The organism is Vibrio mediterranei (assembly GCF_900088415.1).
Lineage (GTDB): Bacteria > Pseudomonadota > Gammaproteobacteria > Enterobacterales > Vibrionaceae > Vibrio > Vibrio mediterranei.
In genome coordinates, this window is the sequence record NZ_FLLQ01000001.1 from 237,736 (window position 1) to 252,991 (window position 15,256).

At 42.6% G+C, this 15,256-nt stretch carries 10 protein-coding genes and 2 pseudogenes; 8 read left to right on the plus strand and 4 right to left on the minus strand.

The genetic code is table 11. From position 1 onward, the window contains the following. Positions 1-2: 2 nt before the first annotated feature. The 3 genes from VME0621_RS01060 (at position 3) to VME0621_RS01070 (ending at position 5,496) form a co-directional block, all read left to right on the plus strand. Complete coding sequence (locus VME0621_RS01060; protein WP_062461442.1) at positions 3-3,158, plus strand: efflux RND transporter permease subunit; 3,156 nt, start codon at positions 3-5, stop codon at positions 3,156-3,158. A 326-nt stretch (positions 3,159-3,484) separates the two neighbouring features. Beyond that, on the plus strand, positions 3,485-4,192 hold the full coding sequence (locus VME0621_RS01065) for a response regulator (RefSeq protein ID WP_038227740.1): 708 nt from the start codon (positions 3,485-3,487) through the stop codon (positions 4,190-4,192). An 11-nt stretch (positions 4,193-4,203) separates the two neighbouring features. Then, positions 4,204-5,496, plus strand: coding sequence for an ATP-binding protein (locus tag VME0621_RS01070; protein ID WP_062461445.1), 1,293 nt, complete (start codon positions 4,204-4,206; stop codon positions 5,494-5,496). A 33-nt stretch (positions 5,497-5,529) separates the two neighbouring features. Here the strand turns inward: VME0621_RS01070 and VME0621_RS01075 are convergent, their stop codons facing one another. Then, on the minus strand, positions 5,530-5,826 hold the full coding sequence (locus VME0621_RS01075; protein WP_038226944.1) for a hypothetical protein: 297 nt from the start codon (positions 5,824-5,826) through the stop codon (positions 5,530-5,532). Positions 5,827-6,268: 442 nt separating this feature from the next. Between VME0621_RS01075 and VME0621_RS01080 the strand changes: the two genes are divergently transcribed. The 4 genes and pseudogenes from VME0621_RS01080 (at position 6,269) to yqfB (ending at position 10,783) form a co-directional block, all read left to right on the plus strand. After that, complete coding sequence (locus VME0621_RS01080; protein ID WP_062461449.1) at positions 6,269-7,414, plus strand: exonuclease SbcCD subunit D; 1,146 nt, start codon at positions 6,269-6,271, stop codon at positions 7,412-7,414. 6 nt (positions 7,415-7,420) lie between these two features. Continuing rightward, positions 7,421-8,090, plus strand: a pseudogene (locus VME0621_RS27095) (AAA family ATPase); the annotation flags it as partial. A 779-nt stretch (positions 8,091-8,869) separates the two neighbouring features. Beyond that, positions 8,870-10,465, plus strand: a pseudogene (locus VME0621_RS27100) (SbcC/MukB-like Walker B domain-containing protein); the annotation flags it as partial. Between the two features lie 9 nt (positions 10,466-10,474). Further along, positions 10,475-10,783, plus strand: coding sequence for a N(4)-acetylcytidine aminohydrolase (yqfB, locus tag VME0621_RS01090; RefSeq protein WP_038226938.1), 309 nt, complete (start codon positions 10,475-10,477; stop codon positions 10,781-10,783). Positions 10,784-10,817: 34 nt separating this feature from the next. Here the strand turns inward: yqfB and VME0621_RS01095 are convergent, their stop codons facing one another. Then, positions 10,818-11,687, minus strand: a complete 870-nt coding sequence (locus tag VME0621_RS01095) for a patatin-like phospholipase family protein (RefSeq protein WP_038226936.1) — start codon at positions 11,685-11,687, stop codon at positions 10,818-10,820. A 233-nt stretch (positions 11,688-11,920) separates the two neighbouring features. On the opposite strand from VME0621_RS01095, the gene VME0621_RS01100 reads away from it, so the two are divergent. After that, on the plus strand, positions 11,921-13,189 hold the full coding sequence (locus VME0621_RS01100) for an O-acetylhomoserine aminocarboxypropyltransferase/cysteine synthase family protein (RefSeq protein WP_062461455.1): 1,269 nt from the start codon (positions 11,921-11,923) through the stop codon (positions 13,187-13,189). 47 nt (positions 13,190-13,236) lie between these two features. Here VME0621_RS01100 and VME0621_RS01105 read toward each other — a convergent pair whose 3' ends face one another. Both VME0621_RS01105 and VME0621_RS01110 read right to left on the minus strand, forming a co-directional pair. Continuing rightward, on the minus strand, positions 13,237-14,253 hold the full coding sequence (locus tag VME0621_RS01105; protein WP_062461458.1) for an OmpA family protein: 1,017 nt from the start codon (positions 14,251-14,253) through the stop codon (positions 13,237-13,239). Positions 14,254-14,428: 175 nt separating this feature from the next. Further along, entirely contained in the window at positions 14,429-15,247 is an 819-nt protein-coding gene (locus tag VME0621_RS01110; protein ID WP_038226931.1) for a LysR family transcriptional regulator, read from the minus strand. Positions 15,248-15,256: the final 9 nt, after the last annotated feature.

The following is a 15,256-nucleotide window of genomic DNA, read 5'->3' on the forward strand; positions in this document are numbered from 1 at the left end:
ACATGTTAAGTCGTTTCTTTATTCAAAGACCAAAGTTCGCTTTGGTCATTTCGATAATACTCACGCTCGCCGGTGCTATTTCTTTGATGGTTCTGCCAGTTGCTGAGTACCCTAAAATCAGTCCGCCATCGGTAAGTGTTACCGCTTATTATACCGGTGCAAGTGCGGAAGTCGTTGAAGAAGCTGTCGCCGATCCGATAGAAACGTCGGTGAATGGTGTAGAGAACATGATTTACATGTCCTCAAAGAGTGCTAATGATGGTTCATATAACCTAAACGTTACCTTTGACATCGGTACTGATCCGGACATGGCTCAGGTTAACGTTCAAAACCGAGTATCGCAGATAGAATCAAAACTTCCGCAAGAAGTTCGTATGGTCGGCGTGACGGTTAAAAAACGCTCGCCTGATCTGTTGATGGTACTCAACTTCTATTCTCCAGATGGTCGTTACGATGACCAGTTCTTGATTAACTACATTAATCTCAACGTTAAAGATCAGCTGGCTCGTGTTAAAGGCATTAGTGAAGTTAACGTTATTGGTGGCGGTGAATACGCGATGCGCGTATGGTTAGACCCCGATAAGCTAGCGAATCTTAAAATGACTACCAGCGATGTCTATGCAGCGCTTGCGGAACAGAATGTTCAAGTTGCTGCGGGTAGGGTCGGTGCTGCGCCTTATGCTGATCCACAAGAGGTACAATTTAACTTAGTAACTAAAGGTCGTCTTGAGTCAGTCAGCGAGTTTGAAAACGTCGTTCTTCGAGCAAACTCTGATGGTTCAACGGTCTACTTAAAAGATGTTGCTCGTGTTGAATTGGGTAAGAAGTTCTATGACGGTAGTGGTCAATTCCGTGGGGAGGACGCATCAATCGTTGCGCTAAACCTACAATCTGATGCTAATGCATTAGAAAGTGGACAGGCAGTGATGGATTTGCTGGAGCGTCTAAGTGTCAATTTCCCTGAGGGAATGGCATATGAAACCAGTTATGACACGACGGTGTTCGTTGCAGAATCGATCAAGGGCGTAGTTAAAACACTGGTGGAAGCTATTTTACTGGTAATCGCAGTAACTTATCTGTTTTTAGGTAGTGCGCGAGCAACATTAATTCCGGTTGTTGCTATCCCGGTATCTTTAATTGGTACTTTTGCCGTGATGAACATGACCGGCTTTACGATCAATACAGTAACCTTATTCGGGATCATTCTTGCAATTGGTATCGTGGTGGATGACGCCATCTTGGTTATCGAGAATGTGGATACCATCATGAAGCGCAATCCTCATATCTCGCCAAGAAAAGCAACCTTGATGGCGATGAAAGAGGTGACGGGGCCGATTATTACCTCGACGCTGGTTCTATTAGCTGTATTCATTCCTGTGACGTTGCTTCCGGGGATCACAGGGATCATGTACCGCCAGTTTGCGTTGACTATCTGTATCTCGGTAATCATCTCGTCGATCAATGCGTTGACACTATCACCAGCACTCTGTTCATTAGTATTGAAACAGGGCGGAGGAAACACAGCTCGTTGGTTCCAAACGTTTAACGGACTGTTAGAACGCATCACGATGCGATATGGCCAAGTTGCAGGGTTTTTGGTTAAAAAAGCCTTGCTGCTAATGACATTCTTTATTATCGCGGTAGGGGCAGTAACTTTCCTTTCGAAAAATACGTCAACAGCGTTTGTTCCTCAAGAAGATAAAGGCATTCTACTGGTAAACGTCCAACTTCCTGATTCTGCCTCGTTATCTCGTACTACTGAAACCACTGAAAAATTGGTGAATCTAGTAGAGCAGGAACCGGGAATCGACGGAATCACAGTTGCTAACGGATATGCGTTTATGACCGGAGCGGCGGCTTCCAATGGTGCTTCACTGTTTATCAAATTGAAAGACTGGAGCGAGCGAAACGGATTTGAAGGTGATCATTCTGCAAACGCGATTGCAGCACGAGTTAATGGAATGGCGGCTCAGCAGATTCCAGGAGCTGTTGTGTTTGCGATGGGACCACCAGCGGTTCCGGGTATGGGCGCAGCTTCGGGTTTTGAGTTTGTTCTAGAAGATACTTTAGGACGAAGCCGGACTGATCTAGCTCTGGTAATGCAAGATGTGATTCAGACGGCTAATCAACAACCAGAAATAGCCTACACGTTTAGTACTTTCCGAGCGAATGTCCCACACTACTATGTCGACATCGACCGAGAGAAAGCTCAACAGTTAGGTATCCCTCTTTCATCGATATTTCAAACGCTACAGGGTAACTTAGGTTCATTGTACGTGAATGACTTCACGATGTTTGGTAAGAACTTCCGTGTTACGGTACAAGCTGACGCCCAGTATCGAAGTGGAATGGAAGATTTACAATTGTTCCACGTGCGTTCTTCCAACGGTGAGATGATTCCATTAAGCACATTGGTTTCTTACGAACAAGTGTTTGAACCGGACGTGGCGTGGCGATACAACATGTACCGAAGTGCTGTTATTCAAGGACAACCAGCTCCTGGTTATTCTAGTGGTGACGCGATTGCTGCGATGGAAAGGGTAGCTGCTGAGGTACTCCCAATGGGTTACCAGTATGAATGGACAGGGATGGCATATCAAGAAGTACTAGCGGGTAACCAAGCGATTTACGCGTTTGCACTTGCGCTAATATTTATTTATCTGTTCATGGTGGCTCAATACGAGAGTTGGACAATTCCTTTAGCCATCATACTCGTTGTTCCGGTCGCGACATTGGGGTCGTTTATAGCTCTTAATCTCACAGGTACGCCACTTAACCTCTATGCGCAAATAGGTCTCGTCTTGCTCATAGCGTTGGCGGCGAAGAACGCGATATTGATTGTAGAATTCGCCAAATTAGAACGTGAAGATAAAGATGTGGCTATCGATGATGCAGCGGTTAGAGGCGGTATGTTGAGATTCCGAGCAGTGAACATGACGTCTTGGTCGTTTATCTTAGGTATATTCCCTTTGATTTTTGCATCTGGTGCAGGTCACGTAAGTCAAAACTCGTTAGGTATTTCATTAGTTGGTGGCTTGTTATGTGTGTTACTAGCCGGTACGTTCTTAATCCCGGGTTTCTACGCCATGATTCAGCATCGACGTGAAAAAATACGTGGTGGAAGTACTAAGTTAGTACCTCTAGAAGACGACGAATAATCTAAAAAAAAACTAAATTCAAATCTAAAGCCCCTCTATCTAGAGGGGCTTTTTTATAAAATGTAATGTTCTGTCTTCTGGATTCTGACAAATCCATACAGTAGGATCTAAAAAAGAGACTAGCGCTGTATTTTGTACGGCGTTCAATTAATACTGATTAGAGTGATGGGATAAGTTATTGTATTATAGAGTTAATTTGTATAAATGTAGTTATATGCACCAACACGCGTGCTAAGAATAATCTGACGCACCTGTAAACAGGTCTGATTGTAGTATTATGTAAATTTATGTATTGTTGCGATCAATATAGATAAGAGTTGGACTCAATCATGGTAAATCAAAAATTGTTAATTGTAGAAGATGACACGAAGCTCAACGTGATGTTAGGCGATTACTTTAAAGCTCAAGGTTTTGAGGTAAAGACAGTTTTCGAAGGCAATGAAGCAGCTGAGCTAATTACCGAGTTCAATCCTGACATTACAATCTTAGACCTCATGCTTCCAGGCCAAGACGGCTTGTCTATATGTAGAGAGGTTCGAGACAGTTATCAGGGAAAAATATTAATGCTCACGGCCAGTGATGACGATTTTGATCACGTTGCTGCGTTAGAAACAGGGGCTGATGACTTCGTATCTAAACCGATTAAGCCTCGTGTATTGCTAGCTCGTGTCCGTAATTTATTACGACGCCCAGCGGACGACCACGTACAAGTAGACGGAAATTCTATGTCCTTTGGCAGCTTAGTTATTTGCCAAAAAAGCAGAAGCTGTAAGTATGACAATGTTGATGTAGCTCTGACTGACAGTGAGTTTGACCTATTGTGGTTACTTGGAAAATCGGCTGGGGAGGTTCTTTCAAGAGACTACCTTACTCGCCAATTACGCGGCATAGACTATGATGGTATTGATCGTACTATCGACAACCGTATAGTGACGCTACGTAAAAAACTTTCTGATGATGCGACAAACCCTAAAGGTATCATCACTGTGCGTGGAAAAGGCTATCTATTTGTTGCCGATGGTTGGAAACACTAAGGTAGCTTATTGTGTGGCGTATATTTGTAGAGTCTCTAGTAGGATTGATCTTACTGTTCGCAGCCAGTATCTATGGTTATGAATACTTAATTTACGGTAAGACGGATCCTGATTTAGTCGACGCTAACCTTCGTGTGGAAGCGTTTCGTGACATCATGAATCATGTGTCAACCAATGAAAGTGATGAGCAAGCCATTGAACTAATGGAGCTTTTCGCAAATAAAACACACCGTTTGTTAGAGCAATATCCGCAAGATAAGCTTCCAGAGCCCATCAGTGAATATTTCAAAGAAAACCAAGATACGCATTTTTTGTTAAATGATGACAGTCATTTATGGTTGAAGTTTGACAACAACCCTAATTACTTTGAGCTCTCTGATGACCCAGACTCTGAGCTGATTAAAGCTATTGAGTTTGGGAATCAAGTAGTGTGGCTGTTTTTCTTAGCAAGCTTTGTTGCATTCAGCTTTGTCCTCATTTGGTTCTTGAGCCGTCGTTTAAGGGTTTTGGAGAAAACAGCGATGGAATTTGCCAGTGGTAATTTTGCAGCGAGAGCCTCAGAGCGTCATTGGGTGAGGTTAGGCAAGCTTAATCGTACTTTTAATAGAATGGCGACCAAGATTGCTGACCTTATGATCAGTAATAAAGCATTAACTAATGCCGTTGCTCATGAACTGCGAACTCCAATATTTAGGATTCAATGGCAAAGCGAGATCCTGCTTGAACAGATACAAGACCCAGAAGCTAAAAAGCAGCTAACCAGTATTATTGAAGATACTGAAGACATGGAAAAGTTAGTGGATGAGTTGCTCTATTATGCCCGAGTGGAACGACCTGATGCTGCTATTAATTTAGAGAGTGTAAACCTAGTAGAATGGCTCAAAGAGAATCACACCAAATGGGAACATCACATTGGTCAAAAGTTTCTTCTACAAACCTATCAGACCGAGTTACTAACACAGATTGATGGTTTTCTGTTATGCAGGGCATTAGTAAACCTGGTTGGTAATGCTAAACGCTATGCAAAAGATACGATTGTTGTAAAAGTAGTTCCAGATTCTGACCATATAGCAATCGAAGTTCATGATGATGGCATCGGGATTGAACCAGAACATTGGAGTATGCTGTTTGAACCGTTTTATCGTGTCGATAAAGCAAGGGATAGGGCATCTGGGGGCTATGGACTAGGTCTTGCCATTGTGAAACACATTATGCTTCGCCATGGAGGAGATGTGGAAGTTAGTCACAGTGAACTGGGCGGAGCCTGTTTTAGTTTGATTCTACCAATAAGAAAGGAGCTGTAAGGCTCCTTTCTTATTGGTAACGGTTGTCGATTGTCAATGCACGCAGGTACGGCTTCGATAGGTAACGCGGGACCCCACTTTTTTATACTCTACTTTACCTTGGTCTTGTAGTTTTCTCATAATGACGCTAAAGACCCAGCTTTTGGGCGTGTCATTTGAACACCCAATGGGGTTACAATGATGCTTTAGACCAAGTTGTTTCTGAATCGTCACGGAAGAAACCCAACCATCGGAAGTTGAACGTCCGCATTCGTGAAGGTAGGCATGTACTTCTTTAGCGACCCCTTGCAGAAGGTCTTCAATTCTATCTTTTCGCTGTGGAGCTTTCATTTTCGTCTCCTTTATTATTGTTCTAGACATTGTTTGTCTGACGTATCTTTGAGTGGATTAAAAGTGCGGCCTGCCATCCATGAGTAGGCCGCGATAAGAGAAAATCAACCAATTGTGATATCAGCTAAGTTACAAAAAGCAAAGCTGATAACGTGACCACGGCATAATGAAACACACATGACCAACATCGCGAGTAATTACAGTTAAATCAACTGTGGTTGACTCTCATAAACCCTTTTACCCGTTTTTATTTTTGTCGGGGAGTAGTGATATTTATAACTAAACTGATATCAAAATTCATAAAACCCCCATTTTTTGGCAGTTATAGCTAAGAATATGGCAATTAAGGCTAAGTGGCTTCAGCGAGAAGTTTTTCGCAGGAATTTGAAGCGCTGATGATATACTTTGCTAAAAGGAAATCATCGATAACAAATTGAACCACATGAAATTTATCCATACCTCTGATTGGCATTTAGGGAGACAGTTTCACAATGTCTCTTTGCTTGAAGATCAAAAGCAAGTCTTGAACCAAATCACTCGATACGTTACTGAAAACCAAATTGACGCCATAGTCATTGCTGGTGATATCTATGATCGTTCAGTACCACCAACCGCAGCTATTGAAGTGCTCGATGGTTTTTTGAATCACATGGTTCAAGATTTGAACGTGCCGGTAATTATGATTTCCGGTAACCATGACGGGGCAAAGAGGTTGGGATTCGGTTCAAAGCAATTTGATAAAGCAGGCCTACACATTATTAGTTCACTTGAGCAACTCTGTACTCCTGTCGAGATTGTTTCCGATCAAGATAGAGTCGTTCACTTCTATGGTATGCCTTATAGCGACCCTGAAACGGTGAGGCACCATTATGATATCCAAATCAATAATCATGACGACGCTCATGCGTACCTTACCTCTCAGATCGGTAATGTCCTAGATAAAGATGTACATAATATAGTTATTAGCCATTGTTTTATTGATGGTGCTGAGACTTGTGAATCGGAGAGAACATTATCAATAGGGGGAGCCGATCGTGTTAGCTATGAACATTTTAAGTCGTTTGATTACGTCGCGTTAGGCCATCTTCATCAAGCTCAAAAACGAGGACTAGAAACCATTCGTTATTCAGGCTCTATCATGAAGTATTCGTTTTCAGAGCAGCATCATAGAAAAAGCGTGACGTTGGTGGAAATCTGCGATGAGAGTGGCGAGATTACCACAAGAGCTTTGCCTTTAAACGCTCCGCACGATATGCGAGTGCTTGAAGGAGAGTTAGAGAACTTACTTGAACTAGGTCGAAGTGATGCAAATTCTGATGATTATCTATTGGTAAGACTGACGGATAAGCACGCGATTCTCGATCCTATGGCGAAGTTAAGAGAGGTCTACCCAAACGTACTTCATTTAGAAAAGCCTGGAATGTTGGTCGGTGTGGATAAAGAAATATCACAAGCCCGTTTAGGTCGTTCTGAAGTGGATATGTTCAGGGACTTTTTCCTGGAAGTCCAAGGTGACGAAATGACAGACAATCAAAAGGACATGTTATCAGAAGTTGTAATGTCGTTGAAAAAGCAGTCTGAGGAGTAATCAATAGTGAAACCTTTAAAACTGACTCTGCAGGCGTTTGGTCCATTCTCTGGTAAAGAGATTATTGATTTTTCTCAGCTAGGTGATTGTCCGCTTTTTCTTATCAATGGCCCTACAGGCTCTGGAAAAAGCTCAATACTGGATGCGATTTGCTACGCGCTTTATGGCGAGACCACTGGAAGCGAGCGTACTGGCGATCAAATGCGTTGTGATTATGCCGATAGTAAAACGCTGACCACCTTGGTATTTGAGTTTGAACTGTCGGGTGAGAAGTATGAGGTTACTCGTAGTCCCGATCAGGAAGTTCCAAAACAGCGTGGAGAAGGTACAACAAAACGAAGCCATAGTGCTACATTACTTAAGCTTAACGACAACACGCTTATTGCTAATAAACCTAAACAAGTAGGTGTCGCGATACAAGAACTGCTAGGACTTGACGTTAAGCAGTTTCGACAAGTGATGGTGATTCCTCAAGGAAAGTTTAGAGAGTTGCTAACCGCAAGTTCTAAAGAGAGGGAATCTATCTTTGGTCAGTTATTTCAAACACAAGTCTATACGGCGATAGAACGTACTCTTTTTGATAAAGCAGCAGGTATTCGCAAAGCGAAAGAGGAATTTGATAACCAAATTAAAGGCGCATTAGATGTAGCTTCTCTTGAATCTTTACAGCAGCTCAATGACTCTTTAGACATGTTATCTCCCAATGTTGAGCGAGCAAAGCAAGAATTACAGGTCGTTGAAAAGAGAAAAAACCAAGCTCAGCAAACATATGATCAAGCGCAGTCACTAGAAAAGAGATTCCAAGCTAAGAATAACTTAGAGGCTGAGGCGAAAACGCTAAACGACAAACGTGGAGAAATTGCACTAAACAAGCAAATTATGACGAGTCACAAGCAGGCAATAAAGATCAAACCTACTTTTGATGAAACCATAAAGCTTGCACAAAACATGTCAACTTTATCGGAACGTATTGATATTGGGCGTGGAAAAATCCAACAAGCGGAAAAGGAAAGAGATGCGTCTATTACTGCTTTGGAACAACAAAAAGTGGTTCATAAAAGAAGTGAAGCGCTCAATGAAGAAAGCTATTCCTTAAAGCAGTTAGAAAAAGCTCTGAACCAACTTGATGATAAAAGGCGAGAAGCTCAACATGCTGACAGTCAATTCAACACATATGTAGATCAGCATAAACAAATAGCCGATGAAGTCGAACGACTTCAGGCGCAAACTCTAACGCTTGAAAAATCGTTAACTGACGCTGGAAAAGAGAAGCAGAAACTTAGTGAAGTGACAATGTCACTCAATGAGCGGCGAAAACAATGGCAAGGTATTGAAACACTTAAAACATTAGCCGCGAATATTGTAGCCTTGCAGAAACAGCGAAATGACACTCAATCTACGGTTGAAAACTTGTCAGCTTCAGCTCAAGCCGCTACTCGCAAGCGTACAGAATGTGAAATAGCTTGGCATTCTAGTCAAGCCTCGATATTGGCCGCGACTCTTGAAGAAGGTACCGCGTGTCCAGTTTGTGGTAGTGTTGAACACCCTAAACTAGCTGCACCATCACAGGAAACCGTTAGCTTACAACAATTGAATGACCTTAGAGCCAATGAAACGAGCGTAAATGCAGAGCTAAACCAGCAGCAACAAGAGCTAGTAAGACTAAATAGTGTTCTAGACAGTGCCGTATTACAGCGAAGCGACCTTATAAATTCATTAGAGTTAGAAGAGGCAAAGTTAGATCAATCTGCTATTGAAACGCAGAATCAAATAACGATGCTTGAAAACAAAATTAGTGAGCTCAACAAGATTGATTTAAACGCTATGGAATCGCAGCTTAACAAACACGTTAGCGAAACATCAGCTAAGCAAGAGTTATTAAACACGTTAACGAATTCAGTCAATAAAGCGGCAATTTCAAAAGAGCAACTGAGAGCAGTGGTTGTACAATTGGAATCGAACAACAAGACTGGATACGCTAATGCGCAATTAGTCTTTCAGCGTCAAGCTTCAATCTCTGATGAACTAACACAGCTTTCTCAGGCGCTTGAAGCAGCACAGCGCTATGCTAATCAGACAGCAGAAACCTTGGTTAAATATCAGTCTCATTTGGACACATTAACTAAGCAATTGAATGACTTATCAAACGAACATGCGTCTTCAGTAGAGAGGTGGAAGACTCTACTGTTGAGTAGTCATTTTTCTGACGAGGAAGCCTTCTTGTCCTCGATAGTAGACGAGCCACGTATCGCTGCACTTGAGCTTGAACTTGAGACGTTTGTTCGAGATGAGGTTAGAGTTAGTGAGCAGTTGAAACTATTAACTGAAGAGTTGAAAGGCGCTGAGCATCCGAACGTCCAGGAACTGCTTGTTGCCAAAAATGAAACAGATGCATCGTATCAACATATGTTAGGTCAGTACCAACAACAGCAATCTAAATTGGATAGCCTAAATAACGTATTAGCTAGAGTGAACTCGTTGATGTCGCAAAATGCAGAGCTTGATAAGCAATATCAAGTGGTTGGGACATTGAGTGACGTGGCTAATGGTAAGACGGGTAATAAAATTAGTCTTCATCGTTTTGTATTAGGTGTATTGCTTGACGACGTACTTATCCAAGCATCACAACGATTGAGATTGATGAGTAAAGGTCGATATGACCTAAAACGAAAAGAAACACGAAGTAAAGGTAATGCAGGGTCTGGCTTGGATTTGATAGTAGAGGATGCATATACAGGAAAATGGCGTGATGTGGCGACGCTCTCGGGTGGTGAGTCATTTATGGCAGCGCTTTCCTTGGCACTAGGCTTGTCAGATGTTGTTCAATCCTATAGTGGCGGCATTCGATTGGATACGCTGTTTATCGATGAAGGATTCGGTAGCTTAGATCCAGAGTCACTTGACCTTGCAGTTCAGACTCTAGTTGAACTTCAACAAAGCGGACGAACAATTGGGATTATTTCCCATGTCTCCGAATTAAAAGAACAAATGCCACTTCGTCTAGATGTCCATGCATCGCGAGTTGGTAGTACAGTAAGTTTGGTTAATTAAGGGTATTGTATGCTAGACCAAATCACGTTTTTCGAAAGGTTCGAAACTGATATTTTGTCAGGTAAGAAAACAATTACGATTCGCGACAAAACAGAAATTGATTTTGAATTAGGACGAGTTATTCCTGTTGCAACGTTTGAAACTGGTAGAAAGTTTGGAAATTTAAACATTGTTTCTATTGAGGCGATCCAATACGACGACATTAATGAGGCTCACGCTCATCAAGAGAACATGACTTTGCCTCAGCTAAAAGAGGTCATCCGTGACATCTATCCTAGTGAGAACGAATTGTACGTAATCACGTTTGAGCTAGCATAATCGCTTGTAAGGTCTGTTCCTAAAACACCGGTTGTTAGCAAAAAGGGCACTCTTCTTGTTGATAGACATGTTCACCTCTAAGGTGGTGAACATGCTTTCTTCCTTCGTCTCGTCCCATATCGTAACCTACATCCAGCAACTCTTTTTTCATTGTTAAACGTCGCACCGGGAAATGCTCTGGTGGAGAGATGACACGAATGACGCAGTCAAGTGGCGGGTTCTTGATAAAATCCAAAGACTCATTGTAGTTTTGAGCGCGTTTAGTGAGTGCTCGGCCTACATTTGGGTGTTTGACAAACATCTTTTTCATCAGCCAACCTGATTTAGGTTTGGGCATTTCATAGCTTAACGGATGAGACAGGATAACCGTTATGTCTCTGGCTCCTCGACGATAAGCCTCACGTACGGGAATAGAATCTGCTACGCCACCATCGGTATAACATCCACCATCAAAGCAAGGCGTTTCTTTATAGGCTAGAGGTAATGAAGCGGTTGCCTCTAATGCTTTAGCGATATTGGAGCGAGTGACTTCATAGTAATCCGGTAGACCTGTTGAAACATTTGTAGCTGCGGCAATAAAAGGTACTGAATTGAATACCGTGTCTTGGTCGAGTGGAAACTGTCTATTGGATTCTTCGTATAGCCATTTTACATCCACGAGATGTCCCCCAGATACAAATCGTCTAGGGTTGTAAAACTGCTTGCTAGTCGCGAGCTCTTTAATGACTTGATAGCTTCGACCAGGAGCATTCCCTAAATATCCCAGTAGGTTCGATGCTCCAGCAGAAACGCCGATAACGAAGTGGTATGGGTTGTGGGACTGCTCTAAAAATGCGTCCAATACACCTGCCGCAAATATGCCTCGCATTGCGCCACCTTCGACGATCAGTGCTTTGTCGATCATATGGATTTCTCTTCTCTTGGTTTATGTTACAACAATACTAGGATTGTTGAAGCACGTATAACTGGCTCTACTTATTTCATTAATTGGTAAAACCGATAAAACATCAGGTTTAAAAGCAAAACTCATGTTGGTTTTTTGGACTGATTCAAAGAATTCTCGATTTAGTAATGAAATACTGCAAGGCTGACGCTTAAAAACGTCCAGAAAGATAGGACTTTGTAAAAGGAACGACAATGAAAGACGAAACACTATCAATTCATCACGGATATGAAACGGACCCTACGACAAAATCAGTCGCGACGCCCATTTACCAAACGGTAGCGTACGAATTTGATAGCGCACAGCACGGAGCGGATCTATTCAATTTAGAAGTACCAGGTAATATTTATACTCGCATTATGAACCCAACGAATGATGTACTCGAACAGCGCATGGCTGCTTTAGAAGGGGGAATCGCTGGGTTGGTGGTTAGTGCTGGTAGTGCCGCGATTAACTATGCCATTCTGACTCTAGCTGAAGCCGGAGATAACATTGTCTCGACGCCTCAACTTTATGGCGGAACATACACATTATTTGCTCATATGTTGCCCAAGCAAGGGATTCAAGTAAAGTTTGCTAAAGATGACAAGCCAGAATCGATTGCCGAGCTAATTGACGAAAATACCAAAGCAGTTTACTGCGAATCGATTGGTAACCCGGCAGGGAATATCGTCGATCTAGAAGGTATTTCTTCGTTGGCACATCAACAAGGCGTTCCTGTCATTGTCGACAATACTGTTGCGACTCCGATACTTTGTAAACCCATCGAGTATGGTGCGGACATAGTGGTGCATTCTTTGACAAAGTATGTTGGCGGACATGGGACTTCGCTCGGCGGTGTGATTATCGATTCTGGGAAGTTTCCTTGGGACCAGCATAAAGCGCGATTCCCAGTTTTCAATCAACCAGAGCCATCTTATCATGGTGTGGTTTATACCGAGGCATTTGGTCCAGCAGCGTTTATAGGTCGAGCTAGAACCGTACCTTTGCGCAATACAGGGTCAGCGCTCTCTCCGATGAACGCATTTATGTTGTTACAAGGTTTAGAAACTCTCCCTTTACGTATGGAGCGCCATACTGAAAATGCCTTGAAAGTGGCGCAATATTTACAGCAACACGAGAAAGTGAGTTGGGTGTCTTATGCAGGTTTAGAAGATTCGGCGCACTATGAACTGGCGTGCAAATATATGAGTGGGAAACCCTCAGCAATTCTTTCTTTTGGCTTAAAAGACGGTTATGAAGCTGGTGTACGTTTTTATGACGCGTTACAAATATTTAAGAGATTGGTGAACATTGGCGATGCGAAATCGTTAGCGTGTCATCCTGCTTCTACAACTCATAGACAAATGAGTGAGTCTGAACAGTTAGAAGCGGGAGTGCGTCCTGAGATGATTAGGCTTTCAGTTGGTATTGAGCATATAGATGACATACTGGCCGACTTGGAACAAGCACTTAAAGCATAAAAAAAGAAACCGAGCTAAGCTCGGTTTCTTTTTGCTCTTAAAGATTACTATTGAGTTTTTTCTACCATTTCTTCTGTGGTGTATTCGAACTCAGGAACAGTAATTTCAACGCGACGGTTTTGCGCACGACCTTCCTTCGTTGAGTTGTCGGCAATTGGGTTAGCTTCGCCCATGCCACTAACCGTCATTCTCGAACGTTCTATACCTTGAGATTCCAAGTAAGCGGCGATGGATTCAGCGCGCTCTTCAGAAATTCGTTGATTGACCTCTTCGGGACCAGATGAATCAGTATAACCGGTGATGGTTACCGTTGACTCTGGGTGATCTTGCATTAGAGCGATAAGTGGATCAAAGTCAGACTTCTTACTCTCATCAAGCTCAGTACTGTTAAATGCAAAGTTCTCTTGACCAGACACTTGCTCAAATGTCTTAGTCATCACTACCGCTTCTACTACAGGTGGTTCTTCTGCAGGTGCTTGAGCTGCAGTAGCTGCCGCCGCAGTAGCCGCCGCTGCAGCTGCTGCATTACCAAACGAGTATGAAACGCCTAGCCAGAATGTATCGACATCTGTGTTAAACCAATCATCTTTAGCGTCGTTAATTCGTTGATACTCCAAGCGTCCAGACCAAGCGGTAGCGAAATCGTATTCAACACCAACGCCACCCATTAATGCTGTCGACGTTCTATCGCCGTAAGTTGTGTATGCCGCACCAACCTTACCGAACACTGACCAATCGTCAGTGAAAGGATAAGAGAATTTAGGCGCAAGTGTGAGAGCACTCATATTGGCATCTTGTTTATACCCAGTGCCGTCAATAAATGACGTTTCATAACTACCTAGCCAATCATAAGCAAATTCGAGCGCGATATAGTCATTCCAATCGTAACCGGCAAAGAAGCCAGCACTGAAACCACTGTCTGTACAAGGTGCTCCTGAGATGTTACACGCATCAGAGAGTTGAGACCCCCCTAAACGGCCACCCAGATAAAGCCCTTCGTCGGCGATAACTGGCAAAGCTGTCATCGCTCCTATAATTGATGCTGCTACCACTGTTTTTCTCATAATGACGTCCTTTTTATCGTTAACTGTACGATGTATTACATCACTGCTAAAAATAGGTGAGGTCCGCTTTTTTTTCAAAGAAATAAAACTGGTTTCATATTAAAAAAGAGTGTTTTGTTCATTTATAAGAAATAACTGACGAAGATAACCAAAATATGTGAACTATGTCCAAGTATCAGTTGGGTGTGCTGCTGTAAGAGAGAGGGGTATAACGTCTCAGAATCGGCTCAACGATTTCTATTAGCCATTTTACCTTTTCTTCATTTTTACGCGACGCCTTGGTTAAGATAGCCATGTCTAAATGTAAGGGAGCTTTTTCTGGTGTTTCGGACGTGATATACCGCAATGTGTAACATTGTTCCATTAACTGTGTCATCAAGGCATGATTATCGACGAAAATGGTTGCTTGAGCGTCACTATCAAGTAGCTTGTACCAATCAATATGTTCATTTAGATCGGCAACCATATACTTAACGTATTCTCCGTCCGTATTGCCATATAACACACCAGTACCAGTATGAATATATTTCTGATAAATAGATTGCGGTTTGTCAGTCAAAGCATGAACTGCAAGATCGACTTCTTCCGTCAGAAGCAACGATTCTGAGCTTTTGTTCCATTGCCTGATTTCAATTGGCGTTGATGTATGCGAGCGAATGGCATCGATAATTTCTTTGCCACAACCGATTAAGTAAGGCTCGATGATGTGTAAAGTGATTTTATCCACAGACTTCGGATTGAAGGTATCCGGCTTTAAAGCATCGGTAATATCTGCGAGGGCACTTCTTAGTTTAGGCTCAATGTTTTGAGCATAACTAGTCGGAGATAAGCCTTCTGCACTGCGTACAAACAGCGGGTCCGCTAAGTCGATCCTTAATTGAGCCAGCGTTTTAGAGACGTAGGACTGAGAACGACCTAATGCTTTGGCTGTTTTTAACGTAGATTGCGTTTGCATCAAGGTTAGGAATACGCGTAGCGCATTGAGATCGTTCATCGGCAAGTT